General features: G+C 65.0%; 17 protein-coding genes. 4 read left to right on the top strand and 13 right to left on the bottom strand.

What is annotated here, in order from left to right; translation table 11 throughout:
- Positions 1–147: 147 nt before the first annotated feature.
- Positions 148–741 (bottom strand): TetR/AcrR family transcriptional regulator, encoded by a 594-nt coding sequence (locus tag RFM68_RS07895; RefSeq protein WP_320232146.1) that lies wholly within the window; start codon positions 739–741, stop codon positions 148–150.
- A gap of 120 nt (positions 742–861) precedes the next feature.
- On the opposite strand from RFM68_RS07895, the gene RFM68_RS07890 reads away from it, so the two are divergent.
- Positions 862–2082 carry an MFS transporter gene (locus tag RFM68_RS07890; RefSeq protein ID WP_320232145.1) on the top strand — a complete coding sequence of 407 codons (1221 nt, stop codon included), beginning with the start codon at positions 862–864 and terminating at the stop codon, positions 2080–2082.
- Positions 2083–2223: 141 nt separating this feature from the next.
- Here RFM68_RS07890 and ribB read toward each other — a convergent pair whose 3' ends face one another.
- A complete protein-coding gene (ribB, locus tag RFM68_RS07885; protein ID WP_320232144.1) occupies positions 2224–3324 on the bottom strand; it encodes a 3,4-dihydroxy-2-butanone-4-phosphate synthase in 1101 nt (366 codons plus the stop codon).
- Between the two features lie 93 nt (positions 3325–3417).
- Positions 3418–4533, bottom strand: coding sequence for a chorismate synthase (gene aroC / locus RFM68_RS07880; protein ID WP_320232143.1), 1116 nt, complete (start codon positions 4531–4533; stop codon positions 3418–3420).
- A 246-nt stretch (positions 4534–4779) separates the two neighbouring features.
- On the opposite strand from aroC, the gene RFM68_RS07875 reads away from it, so the two are divergent.
- Complete coding sequence (locus tag RFM68_RS07875; RefSeq protein ID WP_320232142.1) at positions 4780–5043, top strand: DUF1344 domain-containing protein; 264 nt, start codon at positions 4780–4782, stop codon at positions 5041–5043.
- Positions 5044–5276: 233 nt separating this feature from the next.
- Here RFM68_RS07875 and RFM68_RS07870 read toward each other — a convergent pair whose 3' ends face one another.
- The 4 genes from RFM68_RS07870 to RFM68_RS07855 form a co-directional block, all read right to left on the bottom strand.
- Entirely contained in the window at positions 5277–5864 is a 588-nt protein-coding gene (locus tag RFM68_RS07870; RefSeq protein ID WP_320232141.1) for a histidine phosphatase family protein, read from the bottom strand.
- 55 nt (positions 5865–5919) lie between these two features.
- A complete protein-coding gene (gene fabI, locus RFM68_RS07865; RefSeq protein ID WP_320232140.1) occupies positions 5920–6738 on the bottom strand; it encodes an enoyl-ACP reductase FabI in 819 nt (272 codons plus the stop codon).
- A 108-nt stretch (positions 6739–6846) separates the two neighbouring features.
- On the bottom strand, positions 6847–7776 hold the full coding sequence (locus RFM68_RS07860; RefSeq protein WP_320232139.1) for a DnaJ C-terminal domain-containing protein: 930 nt from the start codon (positions 7774–7776) through the stop codon (positions 6847–6849).
- Between the two features lie 116 nt (positions 7777–7892).
- Positions 7893–8354: an RT0821/Lpp0805 family surface protein gene (locus RFM68_RS07855; RefSeq protein WP_320232138.1), complete on the bottom strand. Its 462-nt coding sequence runs from the start codon at positions 8352–8354 to the stop codon at positions 7893–7895.
- Between RFM68_RS07855 and pdxH the strand changes: the two genes are divergently transcribed.
- A complete protein-coding gene (gene pdxH / locus RFM68_RS07850) occupies positions 8278–9012 on the top strand; it encodes a pyridoxamine 5'-phosphate oxidase (protein WP_430694830.1) in 735 nt (244 codons plus the stop codon). The genes RFM68_RS07855 and pdxH overlap by 77 nt on opposite strands.
- A 57-nt stretch (positions 9013–9069) precedes the next feature.
- On the top strand, positions 9070–9702 hold the full coding sequence (locus RFM68_RS07845; RefSeq protein ID WP_320232137.1) for a LysE family translocator: 633 nt from the start codon (positions 9070–9072) through the stop codon (positions 9700–9702).
- Between the two features lie 34 nt (positions 9703–9736).
- Here RFM68_RS07845 and RFM68_RS07840 read toward each other — a convergent pair whose 3' ends face one another.
- From RFM68_RS07840 to RFM68_RS07815, 6 genes are all read right to left on the bottom strand, one after another.
- Positions 9737–10486, bottom strand: a complete 750-nt coding sequence (locus RFM68_RS07840) for a crotonase/enoyl-CoA hydratase family protein (RefSeq protein WP_320232136.1) — start codon at positions 10484–10486, stop codon at positions 9737–9739.
- Positions 10487–10512: 26 nt separating this feature from the next.
- The gene (locus RFM68_RS07835) at positions 10513–12282 is read right to left on the bottom strand and encodes an acyl-CoA dehydrogenase family protein (RefSeq protein WP_320232135.1); all 1770 of its coding nucleotides are present in this window, start codon (positions 12280–12282) and stop codon (positions 10513–10515) included.
- An 850-nt stretch (positions 12283–13132) separates the two neighbouring features.
- A complete protein-coding gene (locus RFM68_RS07830; protein ID WP_320232134.1) occupies positions 13133–14740 on the bottom strand; it encodes an FGGY-family carbohydrate kinase in 1608 nt (535 codons plus the stop codon).
- 132 nt (positions 14741–14872) lie between these two features.
- Entirely contained in the window at positions 14873–15601 is a 729-nt protein-coding gene (locus RFM68_RS07825) for an SDR family oxidoreductase (RefSeq protein ID WP_320232133.1), read from the bottom strand.
- Between the two features lie 24 nt (positions 15602–15625).
- Positions 15626–16882, bottom strand: coding sequence for a sugar ABC transporter permease (locus RFM68_RS07820; protein ID WP_320232132.1), 1257 nt, complete (start codon positions 16880–16882; stop codon positions 15626–15628).
- Positions 16879–17715 (bottom strand): ATP-binding cassette domain-containing protein, encoded by an 837-nt coding sequence (locus RFM68_RS07815; protein ID WP_320232131.1) that lies wholly within the window; start codon positions 17713–17715, stop codon positions 16879–16881. The genes RFM68_RS07820 and RFM68_RS07815 overlap by 4 nt, the downstream gene beginning before the upstream one ends.

The following is a 17715-nucleotide window of genomic DNA, read 5'->3' as shown; positions in this document are numbered from 1 at the left end:
AGCGAAACGCCAGCGGCGCGCGCATCAATTGGATGTTCTCGACCGAACAGGCGCGCCTCAAATTGGCCAAAGCCTATCCAAAGCCCACCGCCAAAGAGTCATAATCTCTGTGCACAGGTACTAGTGGCTTGGCTACCCGATCGTGGATCAGGCCTTCTTGAGCAGGCCTTCGAGCAGCTGCTTAAAGGCCGCGATTGCCTTCTTCGACGTCGCTTCCGGATCCTTCGAATTGGCGATGCGCTGCGCGGCCTGGCTGCTGGCGCCGTTGATCAGCCGCGAGGCCGTCTCTGGGTCGAGGTCGGGAACGACGACACCCTCTTCCTGCAGCGCGGTCAAGTGATCGGTCATCGACGCCGTGCAGGCATTGGCGTTCGACCACTGCGCCGGGTCGCCGAGCACTGCCGGGCCGTCGCGGAACATGATGCGCTGGATTTCCGGCTCCAGCGCCATCTCGATATAGGTGGTGCATTCGTCGACGAAATGCTGCCAGCGGGTCGGCGCTTTCGAAGCCACCTCGTTCACCCGCGCGGCCATTTCGCCGTCGATCTCGGCGATTACAGCCTGCAGCAGCCCCTTCTTGTCGCCGAAATGATGATAAAGCGCGCCGCGGGTGAGCCCGGCCGAGGCGGTGAAATCGTCCATTGAGGCCTCGGCATAGCCGATCGTGCCGAAGGCGTGGCGGGCGGCTGCGATCAGCTTGGCGCGTGTCTCGGCGATCATCTCCTTGCGCGGTCTGTGCATGCCTCTGGCCCTATCCACATACGCATCGTATGCCAATTGACATACGAGACGTATGAACTATCTGACATTCATACGCTGCGTATGTAATTGCGGTATGCACCCTTGTCGAGGAGGAGAACCATGCGAAATCCTTATGCGGACATCTTTCGGGCTCCCGGCACGAAAGGCTTTGCCGCGGCGGCTTTCGTCGCCCGGTTGCCGATCGCCATGGCGCCGATCGGCATCGTGGCGATGCTGTCGCAGACGCATGGCGAATACTGGCTGGCCGGAGCGGTTTCCGCGACCTATGCGCTGGTCAACGCCTTCCTGTCGCCGCAAGTGTCGCGGCTGGTGGACCGGCGCGGCCAGACGGCGGTTGCCGCGCCGATGACGATCGTCTCCGTGCTTTCCTTCACGACGCTGATCGTTGCTGCCAACCAGCACTGGCCGGTCTGGACCTTGTTCCTATCGGCGCTGCTTGCCGCCGCCATGCCCAGCATCCCGGCGCTGGTCAGGGCGCGATGGACCGAGATCTTTCGCGACCGGCTGGAGCTCAACACAGCCTTTGCCTTCGAATCGGCCGCGGACGAACTGGTCTATGTCGCCGGCGCCTCGCTGTCGGTGGGCTTGAGCGCGGCGCTGTTTCCCGAAGCCGGGATCGTGGTCAGTACATTGCTGCTCGCGCTCGGCTCGGCGGTATTCCTGCTGCAGCGCTCGTCCGAGCCGCCCGTCCGCGCCGAGGAGCATGGCGCGGCCGGCTCGGCGATCCGTTTGCCTCCGGTGCAGATCATCACCTTCGCGCTGATTTTCGTCGGCGCGACCTTCGCCACCACGGAAGTCACCACCGTTGCCATCACCAAGGAGCTCGGCCAACCGCAAGCGGCAAGCCTGGTGATCGGCGTCTATGCGCTGGGATCCTTCGTGCTCGGCATCATCGTCGGCGCGCTGAGCCTGAAAGCGCCGCTGCAACGGCAACTGGCGGTCGCGGTCACCGTGATCGCGCTCACCACGCTGCCGCTGCTTTTCGCCGACACCGTGCCGACGCTGGCGCTCGCGGTCTTCGTCAGCGGCGTCGCGATCTCGCCCACCTTCATCACCGCCTTCGGCCTGATCGAGCGCCACGTGCCGCCGGCAACGCTGACCGAAGGCGTGACCTGGGTGACGACCGGCATCGGCATCGGCATGGCGCTGGGCTCCTTCGCCGCCGGCTGGATGGTCGACAATTTCGGCCCGCAGAACGGGTTTTGGGTCTCGGTGGCGGCAGGCGCGATCGCTTTGGCTACCGTGCTTGCCGGCCAATGCCGGTTGGCGACGGGCGACTGCGATGTGGACAGGGGCAAAGCGGTGATGCCTGCGGAGTGACGGGAAGAAGCGTTCCAGCTGTCCGATGTTCATCGGAGACGTTGGGACTTAGCTTCGCGACATCGTCATCCTCGGGTCGTTGCGCGTCGCTTCGCTCCTTGCTCCGCCCGTGGATGATGACGTCGCGGAGGCGTTAGCCAGCTACAGAATTTCCGTCCTGGCGATGTGGATGCCAAAGCCCTCGAGGCCGACGTAATGGCGCTCGCGCGAGGCGATCAGGTTGATCGAGGAAATGCCGAGATCCTTGAGAATCTGGGCGCCGAGCCCAATCTCGCGCCACTCGTTCTCGCGGCGGCGGGCTTCCTCATGGTCCTCGCGCTCGCCGCTCTGCGGCCGCTTGCGCTCCTGATGGGCAACGCCGACCGAGCCTTCGCGCAGATAGACGATGACGCCGCGCCTGCGCTCGCCCATCGCCTTCATGATGCCGTCGAGGCGATGGCTGGTGCCGAAGACGTCGGTGACGACATCTTCCGAATGCAGGCGCACCGGCACCTCCTCGCCGTCGCGGATATCGCCGAAGACAATCGCTACGTGGTGCATGGAATCCCAGGGCAACGTGTAGGTGAAGACCTGTGCCTTTCCACCAAGCGTCTCGATGTCGGAGCAGGCGACGCGCTCGACCAGCGTCTCCTTGCGCTGCCGGTAGGCGATGAGATCGGCGACGGAGACCTGCTTGAGGCCATGCTCCTCGGCAAAGGCCGCCACCTGCGGGCCACGCTTGACGGTGCCGTCATCATTGACCAGTTCGGAAATGACGCCGATCGGCGGCAGGCCGGCGAGCTTGCAGAGGTCGACGGCAGCCTCGGTATGGCCGGAGCGCATCAGCACGCCGCCTTCGCGTGCGATCAGCGGGAAGATATGGCCGGGACGGACGAAGTCGGAGGCGCCGACATTGCCGTTGGCGAGGTTGCGGACGGTGAGTGTGCGGTCGTCAGCGGAAATGCCGGTCGTGGTGCCGTGCTTGAAATCGACGCTAACGGTGAAGGCAGTGGTGTGGGCGGAGTCATTGTCCGCCACCATCGGCGCGAGATTCAGCCGCCTGGCGTCTTCGCGCAGCATCGGCGTGCAGACGATGCCGGAGGTGTTGCGGACGATGAAGGCCATCTTCTCCGGCGTGCAGTGCACGGCGGCGACGATCAGGTCGCCCTCGTTCTCGCGCCCGTCATCGTCCATGACGACGACGATCTCGCCGCGCTCGAAGGCGCGGATCGCTTCGACGATCTTCTTCTGGTCGTAAGGCATGGAACGCTCGCTTCGCTCGCAGGCAGTAGGAATTAGGCAGTAGGCAGTAGGGAAGGAAAAAGGCTGTGTCGAGTTGGCATGCTGACCTACTGCCTATTCCCTACTGCCTACTGCCTTTCCTGTCTGTCCTCGATGCCGCAGATAATGATCGGCGATCGCGCAGGCAACCATGGCTTCGCCGATCGGCACGGCGCGGATGCCGACGCAAGGGTCGTGGCGGCCCTTGGTCATCACCTCGACATCCTTGCCGTCCTTGTCGATCGATTGGCGAGGCGTCAGGATCGACGAGGTCGGCTTGACGGCGAAACGGGCGACGATTGCCTGCCCAGTCGAGATACCGCCCAGGATGCCGCCGGCATTGTTGGACAAGAACACCGGCTTGCCGTCGTTGCCCATGCGCATCTCGTCGGCGTTCTGCTCGCCGGTGATACGGGCGGCCTCGAAGCCGTTGCCGATCTCGACGCCCTTGACGGCATTGATCGACATCAGGCCGGAAGCGATGTCCTGGTCGAGCTTGGCGTAGATCGGCGCTCCAAGCCCCGGCGGCACGCCGTCGGCGACGATCTCGATCACCGCGCCGACAGAGGAGCCCGCCTTGCGGATGCCGTCGAGATAGGCGGCGAACACCGGCACCGAGGCCGGATCGGGCGTGAAGAAGGGGTTTTCGGCATCACCGACGAAATTCCAGTTCCAGTTGGCGCGATCGATCGATTTCTCGCCCATCGAGACCAGCGCGCCGCGCACCGTCATGCTCGGCACCACCTTGCGGGCCAGCGCGCCGGCGGCGACTCTAGCCGCCGTCTCGCGCGCCGACGAGCGGCCGCCGCCGCGATGGTCGCGCAGGCCGTATTTGACGTCGTAGGTGTAGTCGGCATGGCCCGGCCGATACTGGCGGGCGATCTCGCCATAGTCCTTGGAGCGCTGGTCGACATTCTCGATCAGCATCGACACCGGCGTGCCGGTGGTGATCATCGTCTCGCCGTCCTCGTCGAGGATGAAGCCGGACAGGATCCTGACCTCGTCCGGCTCGCGGCGCTGGGTGACGAAACGCGACTGTCCAGGACGGCGCCGGTCGAGCTCGGCCTGGATGTCCCCGCGCCTGAAGCGGATGCCGGGCGGGCAGCCATCCACAACGCAGCCGAGTGCTGCGCCATGGCTTTCACCCCAGGTGGTGACGCGGAAGAGATGGCCGAATGTGTTGTGAGACATAAAAAACGCCCTGCCCGGCGGCGGAGCCGGAAGTCTAAAGTGCCACAGCGTCCTTTGCACGTCCAAAAGGACGCGCGGCGCCGCACGCAGCCTTCTATTGGCGTTTTCAACAGTGGTCAAACGGGTGCATCAAACTGTGATCTGGCGGATTTAGTTTTGACACATTCGGTTGATTTCTGCTCTCTTCCATCCGCCGTTGAGGATCCGCCGCTACCAGCCGGCGCAATGACCTAAAAGAGGACGACGATGCGTACCCTGATTGGTGCCGCCTGCGCCATGCTGCTGATTTCCACCGCCGCCGCGTTCGCCGGCCAGACCGAAGGCCTGATCAAGAAGGTCGACAAGGACACGCTGACGCTGACGCTTGACGACGGCAAGGCCTACAAGCTCAACGCCGAGACCGATGTCGACTCGCTGAAGCCGGGCATGGACATCGTCATCGCCTTTGACGTGACCAATGGCGAGAATGTCGTGACCGATATGCAGTTGCCCGACAGCGACCAGAATTAGTCTGCGCCCGCGAGGCCTTGGCCGCACTGCGCCATACAGAACCTTATTGGCCGGAACGCCGAAAGCCTCGTCATTCTAGGGCGAAGCAAGGAGCGGAGCGACGCGCGCAGACCCTAGAATCCATGCCGTTCCGTCGAAGCTTTGCAGCGGTGCAGAACGACCTCGGTTCTGCACCGCCATGCCATTCGACCTAGGTCACGGGATCCTAGGATGACGACGCTGAGGCATCTGCCTCACAACCACTCCAGGCTGCGGCCTTTCAGCCGCAGCAGGCGATCCTGCGGGATCTCGAGGCCGGCGGCTTCCTGCTTGGAGAGGCCGGCAACGAAGCGGAAGAAGCAGCGGATGACGCCGCCATGGGTGACGCAGACCGTGGGCCGGTCGAGTGCATCGAACCACGGCTGCACCCGTTCCAGCAGCATCTCGTAGCTTTCCGCGCCCTCGCCCGGCGGCTGGAAATCCCACTTGGCGGCGCGGCGACTTTTGGTCGAGCCCGGGACACGCTTTTCGAGTTCGGCAAAAGTGAAACCCTGCCAGTCGCCGAAGCTTAGCTCCACCAGGCGCGGATCGGTGCGATAGGCGAGCGCGTCGAGCCCCATCGCCGCGCGCATCAGCTCCATCGTCTCGCGAGTGCGCCGCATCGGGCTGGCGACAAAATCGAAATCCGCTGCATTTCCGATGAGTTGCGCCAACCGTCGACCGTTTTGCGTCGCCTGCTCGCGGCCAAGTTCGTTGATATCGGTATCGGCCTGGCCTTGCAGGCGGCGCTCGGCATTCCACTCGGTCTGGCCGTGGCGCGCGATGTAGGCGAGCGGATACATCAGGTCTTCCGAGGTCGGGCCAGGGCCTGGGACGAAGGATAGGCGAAGGAGACGATCAGTCCTTGACGGTCGAGATATCCGGCGCGTCGACCGCCTTCATGCCGACGACATGGTAGCCGGAATCGACGTGATGGACCTCGCCGGTGACGCCGCGCGACAGGTCCGACAGGAAATAGACGCCGGAATCGCCGACCTCTTCCTGGGTGACCGTCTGCTTCAGCGGCGAATTGTATTCGTTCCACTTCAGAATGTAGCGGAAGTCGCCGATGCCGGAGGCGGCAAGCGTCTTGATCGGGCCGGCCGAGATGGCGTTGACGCGGATCTTCTTGGCGCCGAGGTCGACGGCGAGATAACGCACGCTTGCTTCGAGCGCCGCCTTGGCGACACCCATGACGTTGTAATGCGGCATCACCTTTTCGGCGCCGTAATAGGTCAGCGTCAAAAGCGAACCGCCGTCCGTCATCAGCGGCTCGGCGCGCTTGGCGATGGTGGTGAAGGAAAATACCGAAATGTCCATGGTGCGCAGGAAATTGTCGCGCGTCGTCTCGACATAGCGGCCGGTGAGCTCGTCCTTGTCGGAGAAGGCGATGGCATGGACGAGGAAGTCGAGCTTGCCCCAATGGCTGGCGATGTCGGCAAAGACGGCGTCGAGGCTTTCCGGATCGGTGACGTCGCAATGGCCCGCGACATGCGCGTTGAGTTCGGCCGCCAGCGGCTCGACGCGCTTCTTGAAGGCCTCGCCCTGATAGGTCAGCGCGATTTCAGCGCCGTGATCGGCGCAAGCCTTGGCGATGCCGTAAGCGATCGACCGATTGTTGGCGACGCCGAGGATCAGGCCCCGCTTACCGGCCATCAGGCCCTGTCCAGCTGCCATGTGCAAGCTCTCCGCAAGAATATCTGCTTTGTGGAGAGCCCTATCGCACAGGCACAGAGCCCCTTCAAGCGCTCAAAAGACACTGTAACAGGAACAAAATTCCCTCGGTCAGCCTTTTTGGCGGCGCATCAGGGCCGCAAGCTCGGCGTCGCCGCCTTCCGGCAGCATCAGCCGCACATGGGCGTAGAGATCGCCATGGCCGCCGACTTTTTCCGGCAGGCCCCTGCCCTTGAGGCGCAGCACCTTGTCGGAGCTCGACCATGCGGGCACGTTGACCGCAAGCTTGCCGGTCGGCGTCTCGACCGCCACCTTGGCACCGAGCACGGCGTCGATCAGATCGACGGGCAGATCGACATGCAGGTCGCGCCCCTCGATCCGGTAGCGCGAATGACGGCGGATGTGGATCTTGACCAGCGCATCGCCCGGCTGGCCCGGACCCTGCTCGCCCTGGCCCTTCAGACGGATCGTCTGGCCGTCCTCGACATAGGCCGGCAGCTTGACCGCGACCTTGCGGCCGTCGGGGAACATCGCCGTCACCTTCTCGGCGGTCGCGGCTTCCTCGACGCTGATATCCAGCGTGACGTTCAAGTCGGCCGCCTGGGCAGGCTGGCGGCGATCGCCACCCCGGCCGCCGCCGCGGGCGCCGGAAAAGGCATCGCCGAAAATCTGGCTGAAGATGTCGCTGTTGCCGTCGAACGGATCGCCGCCGGGCCGGCCGCTGCGGAATTCGAAATGCGCGCCGCCCGGGCCCTGCTGGCGGCGGAACCCGGCGAACGGGTCGCCGCCGGCAGCACCCTCGAAACCCTGGAATTTCGGCTTGCCGTCGGCGTCGATCTCGCCGCGATCGTAAGCGGCGCGCGTCTTCTCGTCGCCGACGATCTCGTAAGCCTGGTTGGCTGCGGCAAAACGGTCCTTCGCCTTGGGATCATTCGGATTCTGGTCCGGATGATGCTTCTTGGCCAGCTTGCGGTAGGCCGATTTTATGTCCTTGGCCGATGCGTTCTTGGCAACGCCCAGCACCTCATAGGGGTCGCGCATGCTTCCTGCCTGCAAGAGAGATTGAGTCCACGGTTGCCTCCTATATGCGCTCGCATAGGAAGAAATTCCAGTGGCGCAAGGGGGATTAACGCCCGAAAGTCAGAGCGCCTCGAAAATCAGAACGGCTTGAATTCCTGCATACGCCAGCCGCCGGCTTCGGCCAGGCACAGTTCACCCTTGTAGAGCGCAACGCCATCGAAGCTCTCGCGGGTGGCGGTGAAGCGGCGGCAGGTCAGGCCACCGTCCTTCAGTTCCACCAGTTCGGTGATCGCGCCGCGCGAGCCGGTGCCGGAATTGGCCCATGGCACCGCCTGGCCGCCAAGCTCCTTGATGTCGGCGGAAGAGACGGCGTTGCCGATGGTGGTCTGGTCGGAATCCTTGTCGGCCGCCGGGGCGGCGGGCACGGACGGCGCGCTGGAGGTGATGATCGAGCGGTCGACGTCCGCCTTTTCAAGGCTGAAGCCTCCAGCGCCGCAGGCGGCAAGCGGCAGCGCCAGCGTCATGAGCGCAGCTTTGACGCTGGCCGAAGCGATAACGCTCCGTTGCCTGCTGTCAAAAGCTTGCGCGATACGCAACAATCGGCGAACTCCCCCTGCAACGGTAAAAATTCGGAAAACTATGAACGAAACTGAGTTAACAAGCAGTGACTTCACCGAGGCCGCGGAGCCGTTCAGGCTCTTTGCCGCATGGCTGGACGACGCCGCCAAAAGCGAGATCAATGACGCCAACGGCGTCGCTCTGGCGACCGTCGACGCGGACGGCATGCCGGATGTGCGGATGGTGCTGCTCAAGGGGTTCGACGAAAAGGGGTTTGTCTTCTACACGAATTTCGAGAGCGCCAAGGGCCGCGAGATTCTTGGCAGCATGAAGGCAGCCATGTGCTTCCACTGGAAATCGCTGCGCCGCCAGGTGCGCGTGCGCGGACCGGTGGAGGTCGTCAGCGACGCCGAGGCCGACGCCTATTACGCGACGCGGCCGCGCGGCAGCCGCATCGGCGCCTGGGCCTCGAAACAGTCGCGGCCTCTGGAGAGCCGCTTCGCGCTGGAAAAGGCGGTGGCTGAATATACGGCGCGCTACGCCATCGGCGATATCCCGCGGCCGAAGCACTGGTCGGGCTTCCGCATCCTGCCGCAGACGATCGAGTTCTGGCACGACCGGCCGTTCCGTTTGCATGACCGCCTCGTCTTTTCACGCAACGCCGCTGGCGGCTGGGACAAGACGCGACTCTATCCCTGACATTGTGGGGATGGCGCGCGTGATCGAATCCGCCTTGGCTGCAAAAAGGAGAGATGCATGAGCCTGTTCCTGGCCTTTCTTGGTGTCTCGTTCATCGTGCTTGCCACGCCTGGACCAGATACCGCCATCACCATTCGCAACACGCTGCTTGGCGGGCGCATGGCGGGTGTGTTCACCGCGCTTGGCATCTCCAGCGGCCAGACGATCTGGGCGCTGGCCACCAGCGCCGGCATCGTCGCGCTGCTCGTCGCATCGGAGCCGCTGTTTTTTGCCGTCAAATATGCGGGCGCCGCCTATCTCGCTTATCTCGGCTTCAAGGCGCTGCAGGAAGCGCTGCGGCCGCTCCATCGGCAGGACACGGCGACCGCCGCCAGGCCGGCGCGGCGGCTGACGGCGGCAAGCGCCTATCGCCAAGGGCTGATCAGCGATCTTGGCAATCCGAAGATGGCGGTGTTCTTCGCGAGCCTACTACCGCAGTTCGTGCCGCCCGGCGGAGAAAGTTTTTCGGCGCTGCTCGGCCTCGGCGCGGTCTTCGCCGTCATGACCTTCACCTGGCTCGCGCTCTATGCGACCGTGGTCGCCAAGGCAGGGGATTTCCTGCGCCGCCCATCGATCCGCCGCGCCATCGAGGGCGTGACCGGAATGGTGCTGATCGGCCTCGGCATCCGCATCGCGACCGAGCACCGGTGAGCGGGCGGCCAGATCCTAAGGCACCCTGGACGAGCTACTTCTTCCTAGTCATGAAGGCCGTCAGCGCGGCGCGTGCCTCGTCGGATGTCAGGCGCTGGCGGAAATGCTCGCTTTCCACCTCGATGCGGGCAATGAGCGCTTGGCGCGGCTCGCGCATCAGGTCGCGCGCAATTTTCAGCGCCTGAGGCGGCTTGGCGGCAATCTCGCTGGCCGCGGCCAGCACTGCGCCTTCGAGGGAGTCTTCCGCGACGACTTCATAGATCAGTCCGGCGGCCTTGGCGCGCTCGGCCGAAAAACCCTCGCCGAGGCCGAGCAGCGCGAAGGCGCCCTGCCGGCCGAGAATCTGCGGCGCGATCAGGCTGGAGCCGGCTTCCGGCACGAGGCCGAGATCGACGAAGGGCGTGCGGAAGATTGTGCGCGGCGTGGCGAAGGTCAGGTCGCAATGCAAATTGAGCGTGGTGCCGATGCCGACGGCGATGCCGTCGACGCCGGACACCATCGGCTTTTCAGCCTTGGCCAGCGCCATCAGGAAATCCCAGACCTCGTTGCCGCCCTCGCCGCCGGTGGCGATGGCCAGGAAATCGGCGAGGTCGTTGCCTGCGGAAAAGGCGCCGGGCACGCCGAGGAAGACATGTACGCGGACCGCCGGATCGGCATCGCCTTCGGCAAGGGCCGCCGACATTTTTGCGTACATGGCGCGTGTCAGCGCGTTCTTCTTGTCCGGACGGTTCATGCGGATGATCTGCACGGCGTCCTGGCGTTCGATGAGGATATGGTCTGTCACGGTCGGTCCTTTGAACGTCGGGGTGCTTAAGCGGAGATCAGCGCCTTGCCGGCGGCGGCAAGGCTTTCGGCGCCGTCGATGACGCGGTCCTTCAAGGCGCGCGTCTCGCCGAGCAGGTTTTCGGCAAAGAAACGGCAAAGCGGGATGCGGCCTCGGTCGGCCAGCCCGCCCTGCGCCAGATAGGCGCCGCCGGCGGCAAGCGAAATCAGGCGCAGATAGGGCGTGGCGCCCGCCATCGCGGCATCGGCCTTGCCGTCGGCAAGCAGCTTCTGCAGGAAGCGCGTCGCTTCGTCGAGATCGGCGAGCGCACGGTCGAGATTGTCGGCGGTGCGGCCGAAGCCTTCGATGTTGGAGGTGCGCACCGCGTCGGCGACGGCTTTCAGTTCACCGATATAGCGATGCACATGCTCGCCGCCGCCAAGCGGCAATTTGCGCGTGACGAGGTCGATCGCCTGGATGCCGTTGGTGCCTTCATAAATCGGGGCGATGCGCGCGTCGCGATAAAGGGCGGCCGCACCGGTCTCCTCGATGAAGCCCATGCCGCCATGCACCTGGACGCCAAGCGATGCGACTTCGACGCCGACATCGGTCGAAAAGGCTTTCGCCAGTGGCGTCAGCAGGTTGGCGCGGTCGCGCCAGTTGGCGGCGGCCTCGCCCTCGCCGACACGCGCGCGGTCAAGGGCATGCGCGCAGGAATAGGCGATGGCACGGGCGATCTGGGTCAGCGCCCGCATGGTCAGAAGATTGCGTTGCACATCGGGGTGATGGACGATCGGCGCCATGCCCGAGCCTGAATAGTCCGAGGCCTTGCCCTGGCGGCGCTCATTGGCATAGGCGATCGCCTTCTGTGTCGCGGTTTCTGCGACGGCCACGCCCTGCATGCCGACTGCAAGGCGGGCGTTGTTCATCATGGTGAACATGCAGGCCAGACCCTTGTTCTCCTCGCCGATCAGCCAGCCGATGGCGCCCGGCGCAGCGCCTTGAAAACCGTCGCCATAGATCATGGTGCAGGTCGGCGAGGCATGAATGCCGAGCTTGTGCTCGAGGCCCGAACAGAAGACGTCGTTGCGGGCGCCGAGCGAACCGTCGTCATTGACGAAAAACTTCGGCACCAGGAACAGCGAGATGCCGCGCGTGCCGGCCGGCGCGTCGGGCAGCCGCGCCAGCACCAGATGCACGATGTTGTCGGTAAAATCGTGCTCGCCATAGGTGATGAAAATCTTCTGTCCGAAGATGCGGTAGGTTCCGTCGCCTACGGGCTCGGCGCGGCAGCGCAAGGCCGCGAGGTCGGAGCCTGCCTGCGGCTCGGTCAGGTTCATCGTGCCCATCCACTCGCCGGAGACGAGCTTTGCGAGATATTTGGCCTTGAGCGCTTCGGAGGCATGCTTGTCGAGCGCCTCGACAGCGCCCATGGTCAGCGTCGGGCCGATGCCGAAAGCCATGGCGGCGGAGTTCCACATTTCGAGTGCTGCGACGCCAAGCATGGTCGGCAGGCCCTGGCCGCCGAACTCTTCCGGCCCCGACAGCGCGTTCCAGCCGCCTTCGATCCAGCGCCGGTAAAGCTCCTTCCAGCCGGGCGGCGTGGTGACGGCCGCATCCTTCAGCACCGCGCCATGCTCGTCGCCGATCTTGTAGAGCGGAGCGACCTCCTCGCTGGCGAAACGCCCCGCTTCGGCCAGGATCGCGTCGACAAGGTCCTCGCCGAGATCGCCGAAGATGCCGGCATCCAGCGCCGGCTTCAGCCCGGCCACCTGCTTCAGCGTGAAGGCGATGTCCTCGACCGGTGCGCGATACATGTCTGCTCCTCCTCCTCCGTTCCAGCCAATCGTAGTGCATGGCCGAAGCGAAACCATCCGTCGATTTCGCACCTTCTTTTTACGTAAACGTCAACTTTTGTCACGCGGATTTTGCGTAGACTTCGTCATCCACGGGCGGAGCGGGAGCGCAGCGGACGCGTAGACCCGAGGATCCATTCCGTGACCTCGCGCGAAGGGCTCGGCGGAGCAGAATTCTGGACCGTGGAAGCGCCTCAACGTCACGGAATGGATTCTATGGTCTGCGCGCGTCGCTTCGCTCCTTGCTCCGCCATAGAATGACGACCTGGCGAGCGTTTCGACCGATCACGAAGGCTCCAACTTTGGAGACTAGCCGCAGCGCCCGAGCTTCGTCATCCACGGGCGGAGCGGGGGCGCAGCGGACGCGTGGACCCGAGGATCCATTCCGTGACCTCGCGCGAAGGGCTCGGCGGAGCAGAATTCTGGATCGCGGAAGCGTCTCAATGTCACGGAATGGATTCTAGGGTCTGCGCGCGTCGCTTGGCTCCTTGCTCCGCCATAGAATGATGACCTGGCGAGCGTTTCGACCCATCACGAAGGCTCCAACTTTGGAGACTAGCCGGAGCGTCCGAACTTCGTCATCCACGGGCGGAGCGGGAGCGCAGCGGACGCGTAGACCCGAGGATCCATTCCGTGATCTCGCGCGAAGGGCCCAGCGGAGCAGAATTCTGGATCGTGGAAGCGTCCCAATGTCACGGAATGGATTCTATGGTCTGCGCGCGTCGCTTCGCTCCTTGCTCCGCCATAGAATGACGACCTAGTGAGCGTTTCGGCTCCCGTCTCTCTTCCGGCGCTGAGGCTTATCGATCCCTCAGCGGATGCTGCGGCCCACCGTCTGCAGCGCCAAAAAGGCTTCGTAACGCCGGTCGTGCCACGTCCGCATGACTTCGGTCGCCGGCCTGAAAGCCTCGCCCAGCCGGGACATGGAAGGCATGGCGGTCGAAAGGTCGGGGTAATGGCCGGCCGCGACCGCTCCGAGCATCGCGGCGCCCAACAGCACCGGTTCCGGCGATTGCGAGGCGGCGACCGGCAAGCCGGTGGCGTCGGCAAGCAGTTGCCGCACCAGCGGCGACTGCCCGGCGCCACCGCTGATGACGATGGTGTCGACGGCGTGACCGGATGACGCCATCGCCGCCACGATCTGACGCACGCCATAGCCGAGACCGCAAAGCCCGGCCACGTAGAGGCCGATCAGACTTTCGACGGAACGGTCGGTGCTTAGCCCGGCGATCAGGCCGCGCGCATCCGGATCCGCCAGCGGCGAGCGATTGCCGAGAAACTCGGGCACGACGTGGATGCTTCCCGCCAGTGTGGCGGCCGCCGACAGGTCGGGTGAGCCTGCCATGGCTGCCGCGGCCAGCCAGTCGACCAGCGATTTGCCTTCCGCCTCGGCGCGCGCGGAAGCCTCGACCTGGGCCGGATGGAAACGCACCAGGAGATCGATGGCCGCGCCAGCCGCCGACTGACCACCCTCGCTCAGCCACAGCCCCGGCACCATGGCGGAATAGTAGGGTCCCCATACTCCCGGCACGAAGGCCGGACCTTCGCTGCTTGCCATGGTGCAGGCCGAGGTGCCGAGCACATAGGCCATGCGCGACGAGATGGTGCCGGCATCGCCCGCGGCACCGACGGTGCCGACGCCGCCGGCGTGGGCGTCGATCAACCCGGCGGCCACGACCGTGCCTGCAACCAGTCCCAATTCAGCTGCGGCCGCCTGCGTCAGACCGACACCCACTGCCGTGCCGGGATCGACCACTTCGGTGCCTATGCGGACAAAATTTTCGTCGGCAAGTTCGCCAAGCCCCACGGAATGGAAATAGCTGTCGTCCCAGCGCCGCTCATGGCTGAGATAGGTCCACTTGCAGGCGAGCGTGCAGACCGAACGGGCAAGGCTGCCCGTAGCGCGCCAGGTCAGGTAATCGGCGAGATCGAAGAAATGCCTCGCCCCAGCGAAGGTCCCCGGGAGGTTCTCCTTCAGCCACAGCAGCTTCGGCGTCTCCATCTCCGGCGAAATGACGCCGCCGACATAGTCGAGGACCGGATGCCCGCCGGCATTGATGCGCCTGGTCTGGTCGAGGGCGCGATGGTCCATCCAGACGATGATGTTTCTGTCGCTGTCTCCCGAACGGCCCACCGGCAGGGGCTCGCCATCATTGCCGACCACCACCAGGGAACAGGTCGCATCAAAGCCGATGCCGCCGATTTCCCGGGGGTCGACGCCCGACTTCCCGACCGCCTCGCGCACGCTTGCGCATACCGCCTGCCAGATGTCGCGGCCCGATTGCTCGGCGATCTCGCCGGACTCCACGAAGAGAGCGATGTCGCGCCTGGCGGAGGCCAGGAGCTCGCCGCGTTCGTCAAAAACGCCGGCGCGCGCGCTGCCGGTGCCGACATCGATGCCGAGGAAGTGGGAAGGCATGGGGAGACCTCAGAAGTAGGCAGTAGGCAGTAGGCAGTAGGCAGTAGGCAGTAGGCAGTAGGAGATGGTTCAGTGTTGGATGGCTGGACGCAAGCGCCCCTAGCCTATTCCCTACTGCCTAATCCCTACTGCCTACAGATCGTTGCTTTGCGGCAGGATGACCAGGTCGCGAATTGTGATGTTTCTCGGCCGCGTCAGCATGAACAGGACAGCGTCCGCGACCTCGGTGGGCTGCATCAGCCCACCGGCCGCCAGCTCGTCCTCGAGCTTCTGCTTCGGCCAATCGCTGATCAGCGCCGTCACCACCGGCCCCGGCGCAACGGCGCCGACACGCAGGCCGTGCTTGGCCACCTGCCGGCGCAGCGTATGGACGAACGCCTGTATAGCGTGTTTCGAGGCCGTGTAGACCGGCTCCCAGACAACGGGGACCAGCCCGGCGATGGAACTGGTGACGATGATGTCGCCGGTCTTGCGCTCGACCATGTGCGGCAGCACCGCATGCACCGAGCGGAAGACCGAATTGATGTTGAGGTTAAGCATGCGGTCCCAGGCATCCGGGTCGCCGTTGAGGATCTCGCCACCGACATAGGAGCCGGCATTGGCGTGAAAGATGTCGAGCTGGCCGGCCTTTTCGAGGATCCCAGGCATCATCGTGGCCACGCTGGCGGGGCTGGTGAGGTCGACCACCAGCGGGATCGCGTCGTCGCCGAGTTCGGCGACGATCTCCTTCAGCCTGTCCTCCGCGCGGTCGACCAGCACGACGCGGGCGCCGGCGGCCAGCATCGCCCTGGCGCATTCGAGGCCGATACCCGATGCCGCGCCTGTGACCGCGGCGACTTTTCCCGAAAGATTGTGAGCCATGTGTACCCTTCTCGTTTGAACTGTTCAGGCGCGGCCGTGCGAGGCACGGGAGCGGCGCGCGAGGGAGTCAACGATCACGGCGATTGCCAGCACGGCACCGGTGATCATGTAACGAAGCGACGAAGACAGATCGAGCAGCGTCAGGCCGCTGGCGATCGACTGGATGACGATGATGCCGAGCAGCGCGGAATAGGCGCTGCCGCGACCGCCGAACAGGCTGGTGCCTCCGATGACCGCGGCAGCAATGGCATTCAGGTTCACGTCGCCGGTGCCGGCCTGCTGGCTGGCGGAAGCGAGCCGCGCGGCCGCAAGCACGCCGCCGAGCGCGGCGAAGAGCGAGCACAGCGCGAAGGCGCTGAGGTAGATGGCGCGCACCTTGATGCCGGCACGCCGCGCCGCCTCCCGGTTGCCGCCGACGGCGGTCATCGAACGCCCCCATTTGGTCCGGGTGAGCGCATAGTTCATCGCCACGACGAGGCCGACGAAGAGGCCGAACATCCATGGAATGCCACGCGACTGGTTGAGGTAGGCGACGATCAGCTCGAGGCCGACGGTTATGGCGGCCACGCGCGCGACGAGCCCGACCACGGACCGCGTCGACAGGTTGGCCGCGCGGCGACGCGCGAAGGTGCGAAGCCCGCTGACCAGCATCGCCAGGCCCGGGATCGCCGCCAAGGTGTGGGAGACCCATTTCGGCATCACCATCAGCTGGCCGAAATCCACCAAGGCGGAGCCATAGGGCAAGTTGATCGAGCCGGTGGAGCCGAGGATGTAGAGCTGCATGCCCAGCACGGCGAGCAGGCCGGCGAGCGTGGAAACGAAGCTCGGCATGCCGAGCCGGTTGAACAGCAAGGCATAGAGCGAGCCGATCAGGGCGCCGAAGGCCAGTGCAGCGACGATGGCGAGCGCGACCGGCCACCCCTGGTTGACCCAGAGCGTGCCGACCATCGCCGACGCGAAGCCGCTGATCGAGCCGACGGAAAGGTCGATCTCGCCAACCATCAACACGCAAACGATGCCGAGCGAGATGACGCCGACCGTCGAGCAGTCGAACAGGAGATTGACCAGGTTGCTGCTGGAAACGAACACCGGGTTGAGGCTGGTGAAGACGGTCCAGATGACCACGAGGCCGACGACGACCGGCAGCGAGCCGAGATCGCCGCTGCGCACGCGGTCGAGGAAGGCGCGGAGCGCGCCGCCGACGCCTTCCTGATGCTTCACCCGCGCATCCGCGCGGTCGAGCGCCAGCGGGGCGGAGGTGCCTTGCTTGACGTCCGTCATTGGCGCTGCTCCTTCGCTTGGCCGCCGTCGGACTGGTCGCGCTCCGCCCGCAGGCGCTCGGCGCGACGCGACACAGCGTTGTTGGACGCGCCGGTGATGGCGCTCACCAGATCCTGGTTCGAGGCGTCGGGCTCGAAGACGCCGTTGTTGCGCCCCAGCCGCAGCACCACGATGCGGTCGGCGACGGCGCGGACATCTTCCATGTTGTGGCTGATCATCACGACGCCGAGGCCACGCGAGCGGACGCGGTCGATGAGGTTGAGCACCTCCGCCGTCTGGGCGACGCCGAGTGCGGCGGTCGGCTCATCGAGCAGGATGAGTTTCGGCTCGAGCAGCAGCGAGCGCGCGATGGCGACCGTCTGGCGCTGGCCGCCGGACAACGAGGCGACCGCCTCGCGCACGCTCGGAATGCGCGCCGACAGCTCGTTGAGCAGCGTCCAGGCCCGCATCTCCATCGCCACCTCGTCCAGCCGAAGCGGGCTGAGTTCGTTGCCCAGGAAAATGTTGGCGACAACATCGAGGTTCTCGCAGAGCGCGAGATCCTGGAACACCGTGGCGATGCCGAGCGTCAGCGCCGCTCTTGGATCGGGCAGCGTGACCGCGCCGCCACGGAAATTGATCGTTCCCGAGCTCGGCTGGTGCACGCCGGCGAGGACCTTGACCAGCGTCGACTTGCCGGCGCCGTTGTCGCCGACCAGCGCGACGACCTCGCCGGCATGAACGTCGAAATCGATATCGGTCAGCGCCGAGACGGCGCCGAAATGCTTCGATATGCCACGCAGGCTGAGCACCAGCTCGCCGACGGAAGCCGACCCTTCGGGACTCTCACTCAT

It is taken from the genome of Mesorhizobium montanum (assembly GCF_033977145.1).
Classification (GTDB): domain Bacteria; phylum Pseudomonadota; class Alphaproteobacteria; order Rhizobiales; family Rhizobiaceae; genus Mesorhizobium; species Mesorhizobium montanum.
The sequence above is the reverse complement of the archived record's forward strand: the minus strand, read 5'-3'. Positions and strand labels throughout refer to the sequence as shown.

What these genes read in the sequence shown, in the direction of transcription:
- RFM68_RS07825 (WP_320232133.1), bottom strand. Translation starts at nt 15,601, where the DNA reads ATGGCTCACAATCTTTCGGGAAAAGTCGCCGCGGTCACAGGCGCGGCA.
- RFM68_RS07835 (WP_320232135.1), bottom strand. Translation starts at nt 12,282, where the DNA reads ATGTATCGCGCACCGGTCGAGGACATCGCCTTCACGCTGAAGCAGGTG.
- RFM68_RS07870 (WP_320232141.1), bottom strand. Translation starts at nt 5,864, where the DNA reads ATGTATCCGCTCGCCTACATCGCGCGCCACGGCCAGACCGAGTGGAAT.
- RFM68_RS07890 (WP_320232145.1), top strand. Translation starts at nt 862, where the DNA reads ATGCGAAATCCTTATGCGGACATCTTTCGGGCTCCCGGCACGAAAGGC.
- RFM68_RS07875 (WP_320232142.1), top strand. Translation starts at nt 4,780, where the DNA reads ATGCGTACCCTGATTGGTGCCGCCTGCGCCATGCTGCTGATTTCCACC.
- fabI (WP_320232140.1), bottom strand. Translation starts at nt 6,738, where the DNA reads ATGGCAGCTGGACAGGGCCTGATGGCCGGTAAGCGGGGCCTGATCCTC.
- pdxH (WP_430694830.1), top strand. Translation starts at nt 8,278, where the DNA reads ATGAGCGCAGCTTTGACGCTGGCCGAAGCGATAACGCTCCGTTGCCTG.
- RFM68_RS07815 (WP_320232131.1), bottom strand. Translation starts at nt 17,715, where the DNA reads ATGAGTGAGAGTCCCGAAGGGTCGGCTTCCGTCGGCGAGCTGGTGCTC.
- ribB (WP_320232144.1), bottom strand. Translation starts at nt 3,324, where the DNA reads ATGCCTTACGACCAGAAGAAGATCGTCGAAGCGATCCGCGCCTTCGAG.
- RFM68_RS07860 (WP_320232139.1), bottom strand. Translation starts at nt 7,776, where the DNA reads ATGCGCGACCCCTATGAGGTGCTGGGCGTTGCCAAGAACGCATCGGCC.
- RFM68_RS07820 (WP_320232132.1), bottom strand. Translation starts at nt 16,882, where the DNA reads ATGACGGACGTCAAGCAAGGCACCTCCGCCCCGCTGGCGCTCGACCGC.
- aroC (WP_320232143.1), bottom strand. Translation starts at nt 4,533, where the DNA reads ATGTCTCACAACACATTCGGCCATCTCTTCCGCGTCACCACCTGGGGT.
- RFM68_RS07830 (WP_320232134.1), bottom strand. Translation starts at nt 14,740, where the DNA reads ATGCCTTCCCACTTCCTCGGCATCGATGTCGGCACCGGCAGCGCGCGC.
- RFM68_RS07895 (WP_320232146.1), bottom strand. Translation starts at nt 741, where the DNA reads ATGCACAGACCGCGCAAGGAGATGATCGCCGAGACACGCGCCAAGCTG.
- RFM68_RS07845 (WP_320232137.1), top strand. Translation starts at nt 9,070, where the DNA reads ATGAGCCTGTTCCTGGCCTTTCTTGGTGTCTCGTTCATCGTGCTTGCC.